The 18,020-nt window shown below is 58.5% G+C and carries 15 protein-coding genes and 4 pseudogenes; 11 read left to right on the top strand and 8 right to left on the bottom strand.

Annotated features, from left to right (window positions below):
- Nucleotides 1–65: 65 nt before the first annotated feature.
- The gene (gene repB / locus F3H58_RS23745; RefSeq protein WP_149743999.1) at nucleotides 66–1,061 is read right to left on the bottom strand and encodes a plasmid partitioning protein RepB; all 996 of its coding nucleotides are present in this window, start codon (nucleotides 1,059–1,061) and stop codon (nucleotides 66–68) included.
- Nucleotides 1,062–1,145: 84 nt separating this feature from the next.
- Nucleotides 1,146–2,336 (bottom strand): plasmid partitioning protein RepA, encoded by a 1,191-nt coding sequence (repA, locus tag F3H58_RS23740; RefSeq protein WP_149743998.1) that lies wholly within the window; start codon nucleotides 2,334–2,336, stop codon nucleotides 1,146–1,148.
- Between the two features lie 377 nt (nucleotides 2,337–2,713).
- Between repA and traI the strand changes: the two genes are divergently transcribed.
- The 5 genes and pseudogenes from traI to F3H58_RS23715 form a co-directional block, all read left to right on the top strand.
- Nucleotides 2,714–3,352 (top strand): acyl-homoserine-lactone synthase, encoded by a 639-nt coding sequence (traI, locus tag F3H58_RS23735; RefSeq protein ID WP_149743997.1) that lies wholly within the window; start codon nucleotides 2,714–2,716, stop codon nucleotides 3,350–3,352.
- Nucleotides 3,349–4,320, top strand: coding sequence for a P-type conjugative transfer ATPase TrbB (gene trbB / locus F3H58_RS23730; RefSeq protein WP_149743996.1), 972 nt, complete (start codon nucleotides 3,349–3,351; stop codon nucleotides 4,318–4,320). The genes traI and trbB overlap by 4 nt, the downstream gene beginning before the upstream one ends.
- On the top strand, nucleotides 4,310–4,720 hold the full coding sequence (gene trbC / locus F3H58_RS23725; RefSeq protein WP_149743995.1) for a conjugal transfer pilin TrbC: 411 nt from the start codon (nucleotides 4,310–4,312) through the stop codon (nucleotides 4,718–4,720). Before trbB ends, trbC begins: the two co-directional genes overlap by 11 nt.
- The gene (locus F3H58_RS23720; protein ID WP_149743994.1) at nucleotides 4,713–5,012 is read left to right on the top strand and encodes a conjugal transfer protein TrbD; all 300 of its coding nucleotides are present in this window, start codon (nucleotides 4,713–4,715) and stop codon (nucleotides 5,010–5,012) included. Before trbC ends, F3H58_RS23720 begins: the two co-directional genes overlap by 8 nt.
- 1 nt (nucleotide 5,013) lies before the next feature.
- Nucleotides 5,014–5,802, top strand: a pseudogene (locus tag F3H58_RS23715) (conjugal transfer protein TrbE); the annotation flags it as partial.
- 527 nt (nucleotides 5,803–6,329) lie between these two features.
- Here the strand turns inward: F3H58_RS23715 and F3H58_RS23710 are convergent.
- On the bottom strand, nucleotides 6,330–7,268 hold the full coding sequence (locus F3H58_RS23710; RefSeq protein WP_149743993.1) for an AraC family transcriptional regulator: 939 nt from the start codon (nucleotides 7,266–7,268) through the stop codon (nucleotides 6,330–6,332).
- Nucleotides 7,269–8,744: 1,476 nt separating this feature from the next.
- On the opposite strand from F3H58_RS23710, the pseudogene F3H58_RS23705 reads away from it, so the two are divergent.
- Nucleotides 8,745–8,908 (top strand): annotated as a pseudogene (locus F3H58_RS23705) (IS30 family transposase); the annotation flags it as partial.
- A gap of 332 nt (nucleotides 8,909–9,240) precedes the next feature.
- Here F3H58_RS23705 and traF read toward each other — a convergent pair.
- A complete protein-coding gene (gene traF / locus F3H58_RS23695; protein ID WP_502706423.1) occupies nucleotides 9,241–9,756 on the bottom strand; it encodes a conjugative transfer signal peptidase TraF in 516 nt (171 codons plus the stop codon).
- 11 nt (nucleotides 9,757–9,767) lie between these two features.
- A complete protein-coding gene (traA, locus tag F3H58_RS23690) occupies nucleotides 9,768–13,067 on the bottom strand; it encodes a Ti-type conjugative transfer relaxase TraA (RefSeq protein WP_149743990.1) in 3,300 nt (1,099 codons plus the stop codon).
- Nucleotides 13,068–13,320: 253 nt separating this feature from the next.
- Here traA and traC point away from each other — a divergent pair, with 253 nt between their 5' ends.
- From traC to F3H58_RS23675, 3 genes and pseudogenes are all read left to right on the top strand, one after another.
- Complete coding sequence (gene traC / locus F3H58_RS23685) at nucleotides 13,321–13,617, top strand: conjugal transfer protein TraC (RefSeq protein ID WP_149743989.1); 297 nt, start codon at nucleotides 13,321–13,323, stop codon at nucleotides 13,615–13,617.
- A 4-nt stretch (nucleotides 13,618–13,621) separates the two neighbouring features.
- The gene (traD, locus tag F3H58_RS23680; RefSeq protein WP_188129051.1) at nucleotides 13,622–13,837 is read left to right on the top strand and encodes a type IV conjugative transfer system coupling protein TraD; all 216 of its coding nucleotides are present in this window, start codon (nucleotides 13,622–13,624) and stop codon (nucleotides 13,835–13,837) included.
- Nucleotides 13,824–14,165 (top strand): annotated as a pseudogene (locus F3H58_RS23675) (Ti-type conjugative transfer system protein TraG); the annotation flags it as partial. The gene traD and the pseudogene F3H58_RS23675, both read left to right, overlap by 14 nt.
- Before the next feature lie 103 nt (nucleotides 14,166–14,268).
- Here the strand turns inward: F3H58_RS23675 and F3H58_RS23670 are convergent.
- The gene (locus F3H58_RS23670) at nucleotides 14,269–14,937 is read right to left on the bottom strand and encodes a polysaccharide deacetylase family protein (protein ID WP_149743987.1); all 669 of its coding nucleotides are present in this window, start codon (nucleotides 14,935–14,937) and stop codon (nucleotides 14,269–14,271) included.
- Between the two features lie 241 nt (nucleotides 14,938–15,178).
- On the opposite strand from F3H58_RS23670, the pseudogene F3H58_RS23665 reads away from it, so the two are divergent.
- Both F3H58_RS23665 and F3H58_RS23660 read left to right on the top strand, forming a co-directional pair.
- Nucleotides 15,179–16,068 (top strand): annotated as a pseudogene (locus F3H58_RS23665) (LysR family transcriptional regulator); the annotation flags it as partial.
- A 462-nt stretch (nucleotides 16,069–16,530) separates the two neighbouring features.
- Nucleotides 16,531–16,797: a WGR domain-containing protein gene (locus F3H58_RS23660; RefSeq protein ID WP_149743986.1), complete on the top strand. Its 267-nt coding sequence runs from the start codon at nucleotides 16,531–16,533 to the stop codon at nucleotides 16,795–16,797.
- Between the two features lie 118 nt (nucleotides 16,798–16,915).
- Here F3H58_RS23660 and F3H58_RS27755 read toward each other — a convergent pair whose 3' ends face one another.
- Together F3H58_RS27755 and F3H58_RS23650 are read right to left on the bottom strand one after the other, a co-directional pair.
- Nucleotides 16,916–17,218 carry an SDR family NAD(P)-dependent oxidoreductase gene (locus F3H58_RS27755; protein ID WP_149743985.1) on the bottom strand — a complete coding sequence of 101 codons (303 nt, stop codon included), beginning with the start codon at nucleotides 17,216–17,218 and terminating at the stop codon, nucleotides 16,916–16,918.
- A 39-nt stretch (nucleotides 17,219–17,257) separates the two neighbouring features.
- Entirely contained in the window at nucleotides 17,258–17,566 is a 309-nt protein-coding gene (locus F3H58_RS23650) for a DUF736 domain-containing protein (RefSeq protein ID WP_149743984.1), read from the bottom strand.
- Nucleotides 17,567–18,020: the final 454 nt, after the last annotated feature.

The following is an 18,020-nucleotide window of genomic DNA, read 5'->3' as shown; positions in this document are numbered from 1 at the left end:
TCCTGCTAGAGATGACGAGAGAGGCTTCCACGGTTCGCCGTTCGGGGGCCTTTTTCTTTTGCGGTTTAGTCTCCGTTGGTTTCGTTCTTCAACCCCTTGTACTCCTCGTACAAGCGGTTCATGCGAGAAGACAGCCATTCGCTGAAGGGTTTGGCTTCGACATTCGTGAGCTCGATGGCAACCTTCTTTGCTTTGGCGGTCATCGCGAGATTCAGAGAGCCATCCGACGATACCCAGCCCTTTGCTGCGGTATCGGCTTTGGGCTTTTTTGCAGCCGATTTGGCCTTGTATCGCTTCAGATAGTCGTGGAGCGCATCGAACCGCTCGGCCTCGGCGAGCTTGTGAAAGTCAGCCGACGCTGCATGCTCAGCAGCAACCTTTGAGAGGGCAGGGGCCAGTATCAACTGCCGGAGGCTGAGCCACCGGTCACGGCCGATTTTCTTCGATGCACCTAGGGCCTGAATAACGGACGCTGGCACCGCTTCGACGACGGCGAGCATCTTCGACAGCATCGCCTCGTCGATGGCGAGTGATGACCGAACCGTTTCCTTGGTCATTCCAGACGTGATCAGGTTCTGAGCGAAATAGGCGCGTTCAATGAACGACAGGTTCGAGCGGGCCGCGTTTTCCTGACCCTGCACGATCGCCGAAGTGATATCGTCGAGTTTCTTGACAACCGCCTTGACCGGAACTCCAAGCTCACGAGCGACCCTGAGACGACGGTGACCGAACACCACCATATAACGCTTGGCATCGGTCGAGCTTGGGCGAACTAGAATAGGCGTCGTTTGACCCGACTCCTTGATCGCCTGGAGCAGTTCTTGAAACTCCTCTCCATTATCTGAAAGGCGATCAGATACGAAAGAGACATCGACCAATCGTGGATCGAGGTCCAAGATCACCTCACCTTCCATAAGCTTCTTGGTATTTTCGGCCATCTCCTCGATCGAGCGAACAACCGTCTTGGCCGCCCCGGTCATGCCATATCCAGGCTTGGTTGGTGCCTGGCTCGCCGTTATCGCTGCCATATCAAGTTTGGCGAACGGATTTTCACGGGACATGGATACCCTCCAAAACAGATATCAACGCCCGCAACTCCTTGTTCGGGCTCTGCAAAACAGCAAAAAAAACGGCTGACAATTGGCTCATTTTCGCCCCCAGACGCCGTGGATGAGCTCCACGATTTCCGCGTTAGCGGCATTGAGACTTTCTATCGCTCGGTCGTAAGTCGCCCGGACGAACGCGCCTCTTTCGACCTCGTACAATGTTTGCTTCTTTATCGACGCATCAGAGATGGCCGTGGATTTCACAACATGGTTCCTCAGCATCTGCTGCGCGAACATCGACTGCATGAACCCGACCATCTGGGTTTGCGGAATATCAGTCGGCTCAAAACGGGTGATGAGATATCGGAACCACTGCACACGCATCTCGGCCCCGGCCTCTGCCACCGGTCCCATGATGCCGCCGAGCATCATGAGAAACTGGCTCATCGACATGATGTCCAACATCTGAGGATGAATGGTGATGAGGATCCCGGTTGACGCCATAAGCGCAGTGATAGTCAGATAGCCTAGTTGAGGCGGGCAATCGATGACGACTACATCGTACCTGTCATCGACCTCCTTTAGAGCGCTGGCGATCCGCATATAGAAGAGCCGCCCATCCTCTCCTCTCTTCGAGGAAATTGCCAGCGGCACATCGTATTCGTATTCCTGCAAAACTAGGTTCGCTGGCACGACATCAAGGCCCGGGATATTGGTCGGCTGGATGACTTCGACGATTGGCTTGCGTTCATCGTCAAATCGAAGTGCCTCATAAAAAGAGGCGGTATCATCAAGCTCTGGCTGAATCCCGAAAAGAGAGGTGAGGGACGCCTGCGGATCAAGGTCGACCGCGAGCACGCGATGGCCTGTGAGGGCGAGATACTGCGCAAGATGTGCGGCTGTGGTCGTCTTGCCGCTTCCGCCCTTGAAGTTGACGACCGAGACAACCTGCAACGGTTCGCCTTCGCGACGTCTTGGCACGTAGTACCGCTTGTCGGACTTTTTGTTCGCCTCGAGATAGTCCCGGAGCTCGAGCATCTGATCGACCGTATAGTACCGTCGTCCGCTGACCGATTCGATTTCCGGCCCTTTCCCGTCAGAATGGAGCTGCCTGAGATGGGTCTGCGTTACCCCTATGAAGTCCGCGACTTCCGCGAGCTGGAACTTGCGCAACCCCTTGCGAGCGTCAGGTGGATACTGCTGGCTGCGCAACATATGCAATGCGCTGGAGATCTTCGACCCTTGCTGGGCGATCTCAATATCAAATCTGTTTTGCAGCTCATTGCTCATTTTGCGAACTATTTCCCGGAGGTCTTCACTTTCGAAAAAATGGCTCTAAGGCCATCATTTGCGAAACTATCATCCGATTCCCACTCCGCTGCAAGACATTTAAGGTTAACAACAAGTTAACGTACTTGGCGCAAACCGATCAGGCACGTCGATTCCTCGATATCTTTCCGCCAGTTAGGCAGATTCCATTGATGGCGTATAGTCGGTGGAAACTGCAGATCTGCAGTTGCAGGTCCTACGCTTATTGCTCTCCGTCGACGCCTTATGGGCTCATGGCTCCCTCCTGCGAGAGAATCACCCTCTGCAGATCTGCAGATAGCTAACCGTGGATTGAGGTGATCTTCATCCCGCCTGACGAAGTCCAAGCGGAGATAAGAATGCAGGTTCTTGCAATCTCGCCCGATCGATATGTCGAGCATCAAAATCTTCTGAAGCAGATGCATCAGCTGCGCGTCAACGTCTTTGGCGGGCAGCTCGAATGGGACGTCACCATCATGGATGGTGGCGAGAGGGATCAGTACGACGATCTGAACCCGACCTACATCCTCGCCACCTTCGGCGGAAATAAGGTCGTCGGCTGCGCGCGGCTTCTTGCTGTACAGGGGCCGATCATGCTGGAGAGAACTTTCCCCCAGCTCCTGAGGCACGGTTCACTGCTGGCATCCTCCCGCATGGTCGAAAGTTCGAGATTTTGCGTCGATGCAACTTTGCCCGTGGGGAAAGAAGGAGGCCAACTTCACCTTACGACACTCACCATGTTCGCCGGGATCATCGAATGGTCGATGGCGAATGGTTACGACAGGATCGTTGCCGCCACCGATCTGCGCTTCGAGCGCGTCCTGAACCGGGCCGGATGGCCGATGGCGCGGCTGGGTGTACCCTTGGTGATTGGCAATACCGTCGCCATTGCGGGCACACTCCCAGCGGACGAGATGAGCTTCGAACGGGTGCGCCCACCGAACTATCGGTCCGCTCCGTCTTATGCTGAAGGCCACTCGCGGAGGAGCGCGGCGTGAACCAGCTCCGCTCCCATCCCAGACTTGTCCGCAAACTGCAGGACGCGCTCGGCGACCAGCTCTGCGTCGCTCTCGACGATACGTCTGTCGTGGAGATTATGCTCAACCCCGATGGCCGACTGTTCATCGAGCGTCTGGGTCACGGTGTCGCGGAGGCCGGGGTCATGGCGCCGGCGGCGGCGGAAGTGGTCATCGGTAGCGTCGCACACGCGCTACAGTCGGAGGCAGACAACGAGCGCCCGATCATCTCGGGCGAACTTCCGATCGGTGGCCATCGATTTGAAGGACTGCTTCCACCAATCGTCACAGGGCCTGCCTTCACGATCCGTCGCCGCGCCTCGCGTCTCATCCCGCTCGACGACTATGTAACCACGAAGGTGATGACCGAGACCCAGGCATCGGCCATTCGCAGCGCGATCGATGCCCGCATGAACATCGTCATTTCCGGGGGCACCGGCTCCGGCAAGACGACGCTCGCCAACGCAATCATCGCAGAAATCGTTTCAGCCGCACCCGACGATCGCATGGTGATCCTCGAAGATACCGCCGAGATCCAGTGCGCGGCCGAAAACGCGGTCAGCCTGCATACCAGCGATACGGTCGATATGGCGCGGTTGCTGAAGAGCACGATGCGACTGCGGCCCGACCGTATCATCGTCGGCGAGGTCCGCGACGGAGCGGCGCTCACGCTCCTGAAAGCCTGGAACACCGGTCATCCCGGCGGCGTCACCACGATCCACTCCAACACGGCAATGTCTGCGCTGCGTCGGCTGGAACAACTGACCGCTGAGGCGAGTCAGCAGCCAATGCAGGAGGTGATCGGCGAGGCGGTCGATCTCGTCGTCTCCATCGAGCGGACGGGCAAGGGGAGGCGGGTGCGCGAGGTTATTCACATCGAGGGATACCGCCACAACCACTACCAGACCGAACACTATGCTCAGATCGACGAGGACAGCCATGTCGCGTAAAACCTATTCCATTGTCGCAGCAATTCTGCTTGCTGCCGTCTCCTTCAGCCTATCGGAGCCTGCATTGGCTTCATCAGGCGGCGGCGGCCTTCCGTGGGAATCGCCGCTGCAGCAGATCCAGCAGTCGATCACCGGACCCGTCGCCGGGTTCATTGCGCTTGCTGCAGTCGCGATCGCCGGCGCCATGCTGATTTTTGGCGGCGAGCTGAACGACTTCGCCCGTAGGCTTTGCTATGTCGCTCTCGTCGGCGGCGTACTTCTCGGCGCGACACAGATCGTCGCTTTGTTCGGTGCAACCGGCGCCTCGATTGGCGAACACCATGCCGAGGCACCTACTGATCCCACCGCCCTTAGGCCTGTGACGACGCCGTCAGCAGCAGGGGAGGGGGCTCATGGCTGACGCCGGTTCCAACCTCATCCGATCACGGGTGCATCGGGCGCTGTCACGGCCCAACCTGTTGATGGGCGCCGATCGCGAGCTTGTCCTGGTGACGGCGCTCGCCGCCGTCATCCTGGTCTTCGTTGTGCTCACCTGGTATGCGGCCCTGTTCGGCGTAGCGGTCTGGCTAGTCGCGGTCGCAGCCCTTCGTATGATGGCCAAGGCCGATCCGCTGATGCGAAGGATCTATGTCAGGCACATCTCCTACAAGACCTTCTACCGCGCGACATCCTCGCCGTGGCGTAGGTACTGAGGGAGCGCGGATCGAGACACTAAATGCCACGGATGCCTTTCTTGGCAGCCTGCCCGGAGTCTCCTACGCCAATATCCCCGAACCACTGATCAATACCCGCAACCTCGTCGACCTCATTCCGCTCAACAGTTTGTGGTCGGGAAGTCCGGTAGCACCTTGGCCTTTCTATCCGGCTGGATCGCCTCCGTAGGTCGCCAGCGGGTCGACACCCTTCCGGCTGAACCTGCATGTCGACGATGTCGGCCACACGCTGATCTTCGGTCCGACCGGCTCGGGTAAATCAACGCTGCTGTCACTGATTGCAGCGCAGTTCCGACGCTACGCCGATGCGCAGGTCTTCACCTTCGACAAGGGAGGCTCGATGCTGCCACTGACTCTGGGGGTCGACGGCGACCATTACCAGATCAGTGGCGATGCGCCGGAGGCAGGGGGGAGGGTACTGTCCTTCTGCCCACTGGCTGACCTCTCTTCCGGTGCGGACCGCGCCTGGGCGTGCGAGTGGATCGAGATGCTGGTGGCGCTGCGGGGTGTGACGATCACTCCGGACTATCGCAACGCTATCTCCCGACAGATCGGGCTTATGGCCGAGTCGCGCGGCTGCTCGCTCTCTGACTTCGTCTCGGGTGTCCAAATGTGAGAGATCAAGGACGCGCTGCACCACTACACTGTCGATGGTCCGATGGGGCAGCTTCTTGACGCCGAGGAGGACGGTCTGAGGCTCGGCGCCTTCCAGTGCTTCGAAATCGAGGAACTGATGAGCATGGGCGAGCGCAATCTTGTGCCCGTGCTCAAACGATGACATCGCTGACGCCCGGCGCCGCGACGGCGAATTCGATGGCCGAGGTTCCAAGGTGAAGCTTGAAAACGATGAATACAATCAAAGCGAGTTTACGTTGCGCCGCACCAATTTCAGCTCTTCGGGCTTGTGATTTCGGGTGCTTGTAGCAGGTCAGAGCCTCTCGCCGTAGCTACCACGGGTCAGCTGTGGCCGAAACTTCGTGCGTGCGCGCTTCTTTACAGTGAAGGAGTGCAGAGAACCAGTCGGGTCGTGCCGCATTACCCTTTTGCACCCAATGGCTCCGGTGGAAGCAAAAGTGACCCGCCTGAAAAGGAAAGAATTTGCCTTATCATGTGAGAAAATAAAAGGATGAGAGGCCGTGTCACGTTTTTGGCTAGTGATATGAGTCGCCGCACAGTTGATGCACTGGCTACGACGCAGTTTGGAGCAGTGGGCCAAAACAGGGTTCAGTGACCGCCCGTTTCGGCGACTATATCAGAGCAAGAACAACCGAGAATTGAGTAGCCGTCTCTGATCGATCATGGCGAAAATTCTTGGCTGCTTTGGTCACTACGGCTCGCGTAGTCGCTGTAGAGACGCTTTTGGTTGATGGCATCCTGTTTAGGCGCGACTCCGAATTTCCGCGAGTATTCTCGACTGAACTGCGAGACGCTTTCGTAGCCGACCCTATACGCAGCCTCTGTGACGTTAGCAGCCTCGGCTACCATCAGCCGCCTCGCTTCCACCAGACGTAGTTGTTTCTGGAACTGAAGAGGCGTCATCGAGGTCAATGCCTTAAAATGCTGCTGGAATGAGGAGGGGCTCATCCCCGCAATCGCCGCGAGGTGTTCCACCGGCAATGTCTGTGCGAAACTCGCATGTAGAACAGAAACCGCTTTAGCGACGCGGTCGACATTTGATTTCGGTAGCGCCAGCTTGCAGATTTCTTCTCCGTACGGTGAACTCAGCAACCAGTAACAAATCTCACGCATCACCGACGGATATAGAATCGGAATGGTTTTCGGTGCCTTCGTCATCCGGATGAGACGGATGATGCAGTCTGAAATCGGATCGTCCATCTTGCCTACAAGAATACAGGTACCCGGATCCATGGTGGAGGAGGGTGGCATGTCCATCTGTGCAAAAACCTCGCGCATTATGGCAACGTCCAAATCGATGTTTACTCCAACAAAGGGCGCTTCCGGGCTTGCTTCGACAATCCGACTCTTGGCCGGAAGCTCGATGCTGACCACCAGACATTCCGCCGCGCGGTAATCAAGCCTGCTTTCGCCGAGGCGAATTTCCTTCGCTCCCTGAAGCACGACGCACAGGGAAGGCCGATAGAGCGCCGGCATAGGCATCATTGTGTGGAAAGAGCGAACAATATTGAAACCATCGATGAGCGTTGGAAACACACCCTCACCACCGCCTTGCTCCTCGATGTAGGCGGTGACCGCCGTAAGTAGCGGTGACGGCAAGCAAGCCTCCGATCGACTGCTCGACCACTGGAGGAAGCGATCTTCGGACGACAAACTCTCGCGGCCTGCAGTGGAAGGCAGAATTCTTGCGCGTTCTGGCATTCCAGTCATTCAACACTCCAGGTGGTTTGAAATTGGCAGACATGCAGGAAACGAGCGTTTTAGTCATTCGGCACTGTCCCGCATGGCGTGATCCCGGATCCCTTTCATCCATAGAATTCCCAGCTGAACCAGGCTGCTGAGGAAAGCTACCGCGAGTGTGTCGCAAAAATTTCGCAGCGCCGACCCAATTTGTAACCAAGTGTATCGAGTTGAGCCGGGGCGGAATAAATACCGTCAGCTCAAATTTCCTTTTGTTTGGTGACCGACAGGACCAGTCCCTTAATGTTCGGGAGCCATCAAGTTTGCTCGGTCGCATGCGGGAATTGGTCTAGTCGATTGTGGAGATCGAAGCTGCGATAGCCCGCACAAGATCGATAACTTTTCGCCGACGCCGGGCGTCACCTGGCTGCAGGAAAGCCTCCGTCAGCAAGATCGTCTCACAAGTGAGGCGAGGGTCCTCCGGCTCGACGCAGCGGATCAAATCGCCGCCGTCTTGAAGGGCAGTCCCGGCAAAAAAGGTACGGACGTCCACTTGAAGGAAGCGGGCGATGTCGGTGAGCATGCTCGGAGAGACCCGGTTGGTATCTTTTTCGTATTATTTCTGTACCTGCTGAAAGCTCACACCTGGGCTGGCACCGAGGTCGGACTGAATACTCGATTGAGGACGCGCCTTTTCCGGATGGCTTGCCGATTCCGATGTCGACAGCGTTAGGCTGATGTTATATGGGCGTTTCTGAGTGCTCGGTCCAGCTTTCGGTCAGATCGTCGTACCTGGTTGGGCTCGTTCGTCGAGAACAGAGGCGTCGAACGGTTTCCACTATGAGGCGCCGGAATCCCCTCATTTTTTCCAAAGCATGAGGCGGGATTCGCTTTGTCCGCTCTGTCTGCGAGATCCCGGCCATTCGAGATGACGGCGCATGGCCGTTCTTCAGGACGCGTAGATTATTACGTTTCAGACCGACAGCTAGGATGAACACGTCACATAGCCTAGCCCTGTAGTCAGGAGAAGCTGAAACTGTCGGATTCAGTGTCAGGCCGCCACCGAGTTCAGCGTCAAGCCCAACCCTAGGACCACCGCTACGAGCAGCGCGTCAGCGAGGAAAACCCGGGCGATACTGTGCCGGGTAAGGCCCAGGCGGCCTACATAATCTTCTCCGAAATGTTCCATGCCTGTATCCTGTCGAGTTTCTTGTCCCGTCGAGGACGGGCTGGCGAGTTTGAGCTATCGGCTCCGTTTTCGATTGAGGAAGCTACCTTGCATCTGTCGCGAAAATTTCGCAGCGCAGGTTGAAATTGTAGTAGTTTGTAACAGCATAAGCCGGTGCCAACAAAGCGCTGGCAGCTCATAGCGGCATCACAGGAGTCGGTCAGCGCAATGCAAACAAGCGCATTCGCCGGTTCAGCCAGGCGATACGGATCTAGCAACCATCTCCCAACGAGACCTCACTCACCTTGCCCGCCACCTCAACGATCTGCCGCGAAAGTGCCTCGGCGACAAAACGCCAGCCGAGGTGTTCATGGCGCATTTGCACGAAGACGGCTTATCCCTAACCCTAAAAGCCGGCGTGATGCGCTTGGGTGAGCTTCTCGAAAAGTCGTTCTGCTCCTGAACAGCGAGGAGCAGAATACGCGGTGAATCTAGAAATCACAAATATCTGGACGATCTTCGAGCTACTTCGGATATGCGGTCGCTTGGAAGAGGTATTGAAAGGCTACGACGAGCGCATCATCAAGCAGGCTTTCCACAGCGCGTGCCTATTCGGCTTCGCGATCTACCATCCCACCGAAGTACCATCAATCGTCGCTATTTTGAGGTCTCGGCCTCTCTCCAGTGAGAGTAGGGAGCGCAGGCATATCGTCGTCACTCTGTTCACGGATTGAAGGTGAAGACCGGTCGCGCCAGGCCGAGAAGACCGGAATCCGGAACCGGACCAAAATATCTGCTGTCATAAGAACTCGCAAAGCGTGAGTGAAGAAAGAGATGGTGCGGCGGCACGACACCCCCGGGATCGGGATTGATCGCCCTGCCCTCGCCATCCGTGCGCCACACAGACGATGCGGGAACCAGGCGACCATCGACGAGCACGTGATCGGTGATGTCGACACGCTGTCCGGCAAGTGCTGCGACTGTCTTGATCAGCGGCGCAAAGCCACCGGCGCAGAGCCCTCGGCGCAGATATCCCCGCCGCCATGCTTCTGCGAACACGGCTGTCGTGGGCGGGCACAAAAATACGAGATCGCCGATAGCGACCGGACGCTCAAGCTCTTCGATACGCCAAAGACCGAGCGGCTCGCTGGGGGTCAGATTCAGGCGGTAGCCACCCGTAAACGCGGTCGCCGCAACTATGGACATTACCACTGCGGCACCCGCTGGAAACAGAAGCATGCGCCTCCGTCTCATTGCTTCAGCACCGGCGCCTGACGCTGGGTAAGACGCTGTTCCTCGGCTTGTTTTAGCGACTGGACGGTGCGCTCGTGGGCCGCGAGCTGTTGCGCTGTCCGCATGACCGGCCAGGCTTGTTTCAACTGTTCCTTTTGCTCCGGCTTCATACCCTCGGAAAGCTTTTCGTACAGCGTTCCCGAAGGCTCTTGCGCCGCGTTGCTCAGCAGCGTCCGTTCCCCAAACCGCTCGGTCACCGCCCGGTTCAAGCCGTCGATTTCGAGCTTGGTCTCGCGATTGCTCAGCGCGTAGGCCATCGCGGCCGGCAGATCGTTGCGGTCGATGGCGTCACGCGCCCGCTCCAGCACAACACGCGCTGCCGGCGACAGCGCCGGAATGTCGATCGAGACCCGCTGACGCAGCGCCTGCTCGTCCGCCTGGTGCCTCAATGCGGCGCTTTCGCGCATCCGAAGATATTGCTCAAGATCCCGCTTCAAGGCCGGAACATTGACCTCAGCGACCCGGCGTGCCTCGCGGTTCGACTTGGTGGCGAGAATGCCGGTCTTGCCCTTCAATGGACCGATAGTCTCCGGCTCCGCCGCGAGCTTTTGCAGGACCTGCTTCGCCATCTCCTTGTCTGCCATGACAGTATCGAAGTTCATCGACCGGAAGGCTGTTTCAGGATCCGCGAAGACGTAACGGAAACGCGCCGAGACTTCCTCCCATTGCCGTTTCAAGGCGGGATCGGTGTCAAGCTTGTCACCGACCGTATCGGCAACAGAACCAGAAAATGTCTTGATGCCTGCGACCATGGGTGCGGCCTCCATCGTTTGGGTCTTCGAGGTTTGGGTGAAGCCAAGACGTGCGGCGAAGGCGCTAAGGCGCTGGCCGAGATCAACTAGCTTCGCCCTCTGACGCAGAGTCCAGTCAAGCCGGTCGCGGACTAGGGCGCGAGCGACCTGGACAATGTGCATGCCACGCCTTTCGGCGAAGCGCAGCGTCTCACGATAAAGTTGGCCGCGCTCGTAATCGAGCGTCGTCTCCTTGGCATTCTTTCGGGACAGAACCTTAGCCAGGCCGCCGTTGAAGGAGAAGGACCGGGTACCGTAGTAGAGCTGCAGATCCTCGCGATGGCGGGTCATCGCCACATAGGTCAGGTGGCGATCCAGAGATAGCGAGGCCAGTACCTTGACGCTGTCGACTGTGGCGCCCTGGGACTTGTGGATCGTCGTTGCATAGCCATGATCGAGATTGTTGTAGAACCGCTGTTCAACGATCACCTTCCGCCGATGATCCCCCTCGCCGACCACGGCCACGATGCGGTTCGGTTGGGCCTCAACGACCTGGCCGATCATGCCATTCTTGAGCCCAAGCGCTCCCTCATTCTTCAGGAAGACGATCTGGTCACCGGCATCGAAACGGCGCTCGCCATCGGCCGTCTTGAAGATCGTGCCCTCACCGACAACGCCGCGCTCGACGAGTTTCTCGCGAGCCATCACATTGAGGACGCGAACGTCGCGGCGCAGATGGGCGAGGATCAGCGTCGTCTTTGACTGGTCGTAATCCTGGTTCCAGTCGGCGATCAGCCTCTCGACGGCTTCGGCCTTCAATCGCGAGCCAAGTACCCTGCCCTCACCTTGATACGCAGCGAGGGCCTGGCCGACATTTCCGCGTGCAAGATCGAGCGATGCTTTCCGCATCCAGTCCTCGCGCTGGCGATAGATGGTTTCGAGTTCGGCATAACCGACGCGATCGACAATGGCGCGAAAGGCAGCGCCCGCCTCGATCGGCTGGAGCTGTTCGGGATCGCCGACAAGCACAATCTTCGCACCCGTCCTTACGACGGAATCGACAAACCCAGCCATCTGTTTCGAAGCGACCATGCCGGCCTCGTCCATAACGAAGATCGACTTGTCGTCCAGGACGTCACGACCCCTGTTCCAGCGCAGCTCCCATGACGCGAGCGTGCGGCTCTGGATGCCGGCTTCCTTCTCCAGACCCTCGGCCGCCTTGCCTGCAAGCGCGCCGCCAACGACGCGATATCCGGCCATCTCCCAGGCCTCACGGGCCGCCTTCATCATCGTGGTCTTGCCGGCGCCTGCGCGTCCGACGACCACAGCGATACGGGCAGGTCCGGCAATGCGCTCGATCGCAGCTTTCTGCTCGTCGGACAACCGCTCATGCCGCCGGAACGTCGCACCCAGTACAGCCTCGGAGACGGCATGCGTCTGCTTAGCCGACAGCCACATGGCCTGCCGCGCCATCGTCGCTTCCAGCCGGATCACCTCTCGCGTCGAATAGCGCGCCGGCAGTTTCTCGCCGGTTGCAAAATGGATGGTGTCGCGCTGCAGCCGCAGCACGTCCGGATTCAGGATGATCCCGATCATCAGCTGCTGGAAGACAGCGGGATCGTCGATATAGCGATGCACGACCTTGGCCACGTCCCGCTCGTCGAAGACGCTCTTTTCCCGCGTGATCAGGTCGAGCACGATGGCGGGATTCTTCAGAATGCGGCGGGCGTTTTCCGAGCGTCGCTGCTCGTTCAGCTCAATTCGTTCGAGCTCCGGCCGGACGCCCTGTTGCTCCGCCTTCCGCTCGATCGCCTTGGCCCCGACGCCAAGATGGATAGTGGGTTCAAGATCGACGCCCTGCTTTTCGTAGGAACGGCCATCAACCCTCAGATCGATGCCGCCGAGCGCCAGATGTTGGTTCAGCCGCTCGAACCAGCCGTCTCGCAGCACATTGAAATCATCCGTCGACCCGGCCCAAAGTTCGTACAGGATTTTGCCGGACTTCGTGCGGACCGGCTGGCCGCCCTCGCCAATGACCGCAACCTTCTTAGACCCGAACCCGTCCTCGGTCAGGGGCCGCAATGTGGTCATCAGGTGGATATGCGGATTGCCGGGATTGTCGTGATAAACCCAGTCGGCAACCATGCCCTTGGCCAGGATGTGTTTCTCGACAAAATCCCGAACCAGGGCGATGTTCTGTTCCGCCGACAGTTCCAGCGGAAGCGCAATCGTCAGGTCGCGGGCAAGCTGCGCATCCGCACGCTTCTCGAAAGCTTCGACCTTGTTCCAGAAGGCTTCCGACGCTCCGGAGACAGAACGGTCGGCAATCAGCACCCGAGCCCATCTCGGGGCGCCGGCGGGTAATACAAACTCCTCGTGCAGCAGGCCCTGCTTGCGAGTGTAATCAATGGTGCGGCCCTCGCGCTCATATTCCATCTTCGCGCAGTGCCGGTACGCCGCAGACAGCACGACGCTACGGCCCGAGCCGCGGCTGACGATGCTGGCTGAGAAATGGGCGATGGCCACGGCGAAGGCGCTCCCGGTTAGAACCAAGTTCGTCGGGGAGTGGCGGTAGAGCCCGCCCCAGCTGGCCATGAAAGCAACACGTCGCGTTGCGACGTATAATTGCGCCCTTGGAGCCATTCCTTCGGAACGGCCGGGATCATTCACTAAAGCATCGCCATTGGCGATCTGCAGATCTGCAGATGTCCTTTTCTGCGCATCCGGAAGAATCTGGGCGTCGCAAGTGCAACGCCCAGAGTTCAGAGGAGCAACCGGAATGAAGAAACCATCATCAAGGATCAGGGAAGAAATCGCCAGATTGCAGGATCAGCTCAAGCAGGCGGAGACCCGTGAAGCCGAACGCATCGGAAGGATCGCGCTGAAGGCTGGCCTCGGGGAGATCGAGATCGACGAAGCCGAGCTTCAGGATGCCTTCGAGGAGATGACCCAACGTCTTCGCGGAGGCAAAGTTACTACGACCGGGAGAAAGAATGCCGGCGAGAGCAGAAGCGGCGGCGAGCCGCCCACGGCGCAGTCGCCTAGCGCGGATGCGGGCGGGGCTGGTGAGGCTTGAGCGGATGGCCAAAGCGATGACATCAGATGCGCGCAAAAAGGACACGCGCGAAAAGATCGAACTCGGCGGCCTGATCGTCAAGGCGGGGCTGCGCTACGAGAAGCGTTCTTTGCTGCTTGGCCTGCTGATCGACGCCAGCAGGCGGATCAAGGGCGACGAGACGGAGAAAGCCCGACTGGCGGCAATCGGCGCGGAGGCCTTTGGCAATGACGGCGACTAGGCTGCTTCTGGCGATCCTGCCCGCAGCAATCATGATCGCTGCGATGGCTCTGATGTCAGGTTTTGAACATCGGCTGGCGGCACTCGGAACATCTGCGAAGGCGAAGCTAATGCTGGGCCGTGTCGGGATTGCCCTGCCCTATATTGCTCCCGCCGCGATTGGCGTCGTCGCTTTGTTCGCCGCCAACGGTTCAACCAATATCAAGGTTGCCGGTATGAGCGTACTGGCTGGTGGCGTCGTAGCCATCATCATCGCCATGACACGCGAGACGATCCGCCTCGCCGGTATTGCCAGCGACGTGCCGCCCAAGCAATCGGTTCTCACCTATATCCATGAGAAAGTTGCTCCTGATGCTGTGCGTTAAAAAATGGGAATCGGGTACCTATCGATCGGCACGTGGTGCCGCACCCCGTCTCGTACGTCGATCCGGGTTAGAATTTGCCGCGACGCCTGATCAGTTCGGGGACTGTCACAAATTCAAACCCTTTGGCCGAAAGTTCATCGACAATTTCCTGCGTCGCCTCCGCGGCTCGGGGAGAGACGTCGTGCAAAAAGACGATGTCTCCATCTCGGGCAGCTTCAACGACGCGACCGCGCACCGCCGAGGCGCTGGACGCGAACCTCTCCGGGTTTATGCTCCACATTATGATCGTCATGCTGTTGCTGCGCAGGATGTCGCGAACATGATCGTTCAGCGCCGCGTATGGGCGCCTGAATACGGTCGGCTTTAGACCTGTTACCTCTGTCAGCAGCTCTTTCGCGTCTTCGATCTCGGCGCGAGCGGCGTCCGGCGACATTTCGGTCAGCCGGGCGTGACTAATCGTGTGGTTCCCGACTGCATGACCTTCGAACGCCATTCGTCGCATCACCGCTGGATCGTTACGGACGTTTCCCGCGATAGGAAAGAACGTCGCTTTCGCGCAACGCGTTTTCAACACATCCAGGATGCGAGATGTAACCTCGGTCGGCCCGTCATCGGAGGTTAGCGCAAGGAATTTGACCGCTCCACTCCCCTTGGAAGCCGGAACGGGCTGTTCGGCCGACCAGGCAACCGCGCCCACAACGACCACCATGCCGAGTGTAAGAATTTCTCTCACCATTTGAGCTTGCCTTTGCGGTTCTCGTTCCAGTGGCTGATCGTGCCCCACCACTTAGCTACTGCTCGCGTGCCGACCAGCCGCGTTGGGCTTAAGTTGGGTACGGAGACGACGGCGCATTAGTCCCTCCAAAACGCACAGCCTTGCTCGACGATTCGCAAAGTTTGACGAAAACAGTCGATATTCCCCGCTTATGGAGGCACAGTGAGTGCGAGTGCAATCACTGTTCTGGAAGGAAAATTTCTTGAGTGACGACATTGGCGAACTAAAAGCTTTTGCCGCAGTCGCAAAGGCCGGAGGATTCCGGGAGGCCGCACGCTTCTTCAAGCGAGCCCATCTGGATTGAGCGAAGCGGTGCGCCGTCTTGAACGTCGCCTAGGGGTACGGCTTCTTCATAGAACGACGCGCAGCGTCCTGCCCGCAGAGCAAGGCCAACGCCTCCTCGATCGCGCATTGCCCGCGTTTGCGGAACTGCAGCACGCGATGAAGGATGTTGCCTCCCCTCGGGACCAGCCGGCAGGGGTATTGCGCCTGAACGTACCGACAAATGCAGCGCGATTGTTCTTGCCGATTTGTCTGCCTCCGTTTTCGAAGAAGCATCCCGGCATTCGCGTGGACGTCACCGCTCAGACCGATTTGGTTGATGTGCTTGCGGCAGGCTGCGATGCTGGGATCCGGTACGATGACCGGCTTGACCAGGACATGATCACCATCCCTATCGGGCCACGCAATCAGCGCTTTGCAACTGCAGCGTCTCCGCCTTACCTCGATGCTCACTGCCGGCCTGAACAGCCAAGGGACTTGATGAAGCTCGATTGGATCCGCGGACGCTTCAGCCGCGGAAACCTTGAGATTTGGGAGTATCAACGGGATCAAGAGATTTACCGCGTCGAGCCGGAAGGACAATTGATCTACAGTGCCGGGACTGCGGCGGACCTGGGCGTCGAAGCGGCCCTCAACGGCCTCGGCGTTATCATTCTTTTCGAGGATCGGCTGCGCCCACATTTTGAACGCGGCGAGCTTGAACCAATACTCCAACCGTGGTGGCAGTGGTTCACGGGACCATATCTTTATTACCCGGGCCGGCAGCTTGTCCCATCGCCCCTGCGGGCCTTTATCAATTTTTTGAAGGCTGAAAACGCATTCCATAGTCGCTTCTGCACCGGCATCTCATCACAGAGTGACGATTGGGACTGCAGGAGCAGGCGATTTGCTGAGAGCGTCGTTCCTGTCGCGGTATGGGAAGATAGGCGACCTGTGTTTACGACGGTGACACGCTCTAGCTGAAGGGCGTCACGATCCCTTTTCCGATGCCGATTGCCGATGCTGGAGTGTCGTATTGGCGCCCCGGAACGGCTGGCGCGGTGCAATTATGCACAACACGGGGAGTAACCGGCCTTAATCGTAGCCGAACTGTAACCGGTTCCGGCCGAAACCGCGGTTTCCGGCGCAATGCGATGAGATTTGTGCGGCGAAACTGGTCCACCAGAATAAAACTGACCGCTCAAGGACACTCATCACAAAAATGAATCGGAAGCGAACATTCGATTCAAAAGTGTCGTTGGACCACTGCATGAACATCGGCGATCTTTCGGTATGGGTTATTACAGCTACCAGCTCTATTCTCGGAAGATCGACGCCAGCCAAAACATGGCCCGGTACTACATGCTTGCGATACAGCCAACCTTGTTCGGGGAAACCGCCGTGGTGCGGAGATGGGGACGAATTGGCAAAGCAGGCCGGGAGATGACGGAAGTGTTCGGCACGGAAAAGGACGCGATCACTCGCTTTCTCGAACTCGTACTGCAGAAAAGAAAAAGAGGCTATCGCCCAGCAGGAAGTTCTATTCCCGAGCGTTATTAGCGACAGCTTGGATCAACGACTTAGCCCGTGATTTGAAAGCCTCAGAACTCGCATGGTCCCTCACCACGCACCCAGGTCATATATCCGCCGGCATCGACATGTATGGCTTGACCCAGCGCTATGGTGTTCGCCGTGATCCGATGCGGCCGGTTTTTGATACATTAAGTCGGCGGAAATCCCGCCGCCGGTGCGGGCGGCCCTCGACGACATGAAAATGAGCCGGCCGCCATCCCGGGATATGGGGCCATGCGGCCGGCGAGACCATGAACGCACTGGTCATGTTAGCACGAATCGTCCTTTGGAAGGCCGCGAGATCGAGACGGTCGATCGGGCACACTTCCCCGATGCCACCGTTGTTGATCACGCAATCCATGCGGCCGAAGCGGGCAAGCGTCTCGCCAATATTGATTAGCAGGTGCACAGAAGAGGCCCCGCCGGCGGCGGAGCCTATTGACCTCAATCAGTCCCGGCTGGACCGGGACCAGATGAGGGAGAGGCATTCCTCGCCTTCGACCTCGATCAACGTTGCGTAGATTGGAGCAGGGAAGCTCGGGTCGTCAAGCTTGACCGAGAGATAGTCGCGGCCCTCGCCGGAGGTCTTCTGCCAGGCGGCGCCCAGTTCGACGCTGCCGGCGTAGACGCGGAACCGCGGGCCCTTGTCGGAGGGATTGTCGACCCGGGCGATGCGGGCCTTGACGTTGAGGGCGAGAGTGCGAATGGAGCCAGTGAAGCCGTTTTCGGTGGAGGTGAAGGTGCCGATAGTTGCCATTGTCGCTTTCCTTTTCTCGTGTTCGGGCCGCGCCCATCGCGGCCTCGATGGCTGTCGCAAAGACCGGGTACGATCGGACCGCACCTGATAAGGCCGGAACACAGTGGAGGGCGGCAACTTCCACTTTTATTAGCTGGAGAGGAATGGCGGCGGAGCCGGCAGGGGTAAGAAAAGTGGCCGTGGCCGTTGCGGGAAAACGATCGAGGCGCAGCCGGTCTCCGGTCAGACATGCCTCATCGAGCCCGCAGATGGGTTTCCGGAAACTCTGACGGGGAAGGGATAGGGCAACGGCATTCCGCTGCATTTGCCTTGGGTACGAACCGCATCCTGCGCCGCACACGCCGGGACCGTTCTTATTGTCTGCTTCATCAGAGGACAAGCGTTCCTGCCCACGTCAGCCCACTTGCCGATTGCGCCCTGCGAGATATCGTTGCGCTCGCGAATCGCAACCAGG

Origin of the sequence: Rhizobium sp. NFACC06-2, assembly GCF_900101425.1 — a bacterium.
GTDB lineage: Bacteria > Pseudomonadota > Alphaproteobacteria > Rhizobiales > Rhizobiaceae > Agrobacterium > Agrobacterium leguminum.
Note: the sequence above shows the minus strand (reverse complement) of the source record. Positions and strands in the feature narration are given on the sequence as shown.

Coding starts and splice junctions, on each gene's coding strand:
- trbC (WP_149743995.1), top strand. CDS start 4,310: ATGTCGCGTAAAACCTATTCCATTGTCGCAGCAATTCTGCTTGCTGCC.
- F3H58_RS23670 (WP_149743987.1), bottom strand. CDS start 14,937: ATGGTGAGAGAAATTCTTACACTCGGCATGGTGGTCGTTGTGGGCGCG.
- F3H58_RS23720 (WP_149743994.1), top strand. CDS start 4,713: ATGGCTGACGCCGGTTCCAACCTCATCCGATCACGGGTGCATCGGGCG.
- F3H58_RS23650 (WP_149743984.1), bottom strand. CDS start 17,566: ATGGCAACTATCGGCACCTTCACCTCCACCGAAAACGGCTTCACTGGC.
- traC (WP_149743989.1), top strand. CDS start 13,321: ATGAAGAAACCATCATCAAGGATCAGGGAAGAAATCGCCAGATTGCAG.
- F3H58_RS23660 (WP_149743986.1), top strand. CDS start 16,531: ATGGGTTATTACAGCTACCAGCTCTATTCTCGGAAGATCGACGCCAGC.
- traI (WP_149743997.1), top strand. CDS start 2,714: ATGCAGGTTCTTGCAATCTCGCCCGATCGATATGTCGAGCATCAAAAT.
- traF (WP_502706423.1), bottom strand. CDS start 9,756: ATGCTTCTGTTTCCAGCGGGTGCCGCAGTGGTAATGTCCATAGTTGCG.
- repA (WP_149743998.1), bottom strand. CDS start 2,336: ATGAGCAATGAGCTGCAAAACAGATTTGATATTGAGATCGCCCAGCAA.
- traD (WP_188129051.1), top strand. CDS start 13,622: ATGGCCAAAGCGATGACATCAGATGCGCGCAAAAAGGACACGCGCGAA.
- repB (WP_149743999.1), bottom strand. CDS start 1,061: ATGTCCCGTGAAAATCCGTTCGCCAAACTTGATATGGCAGCGATAACG.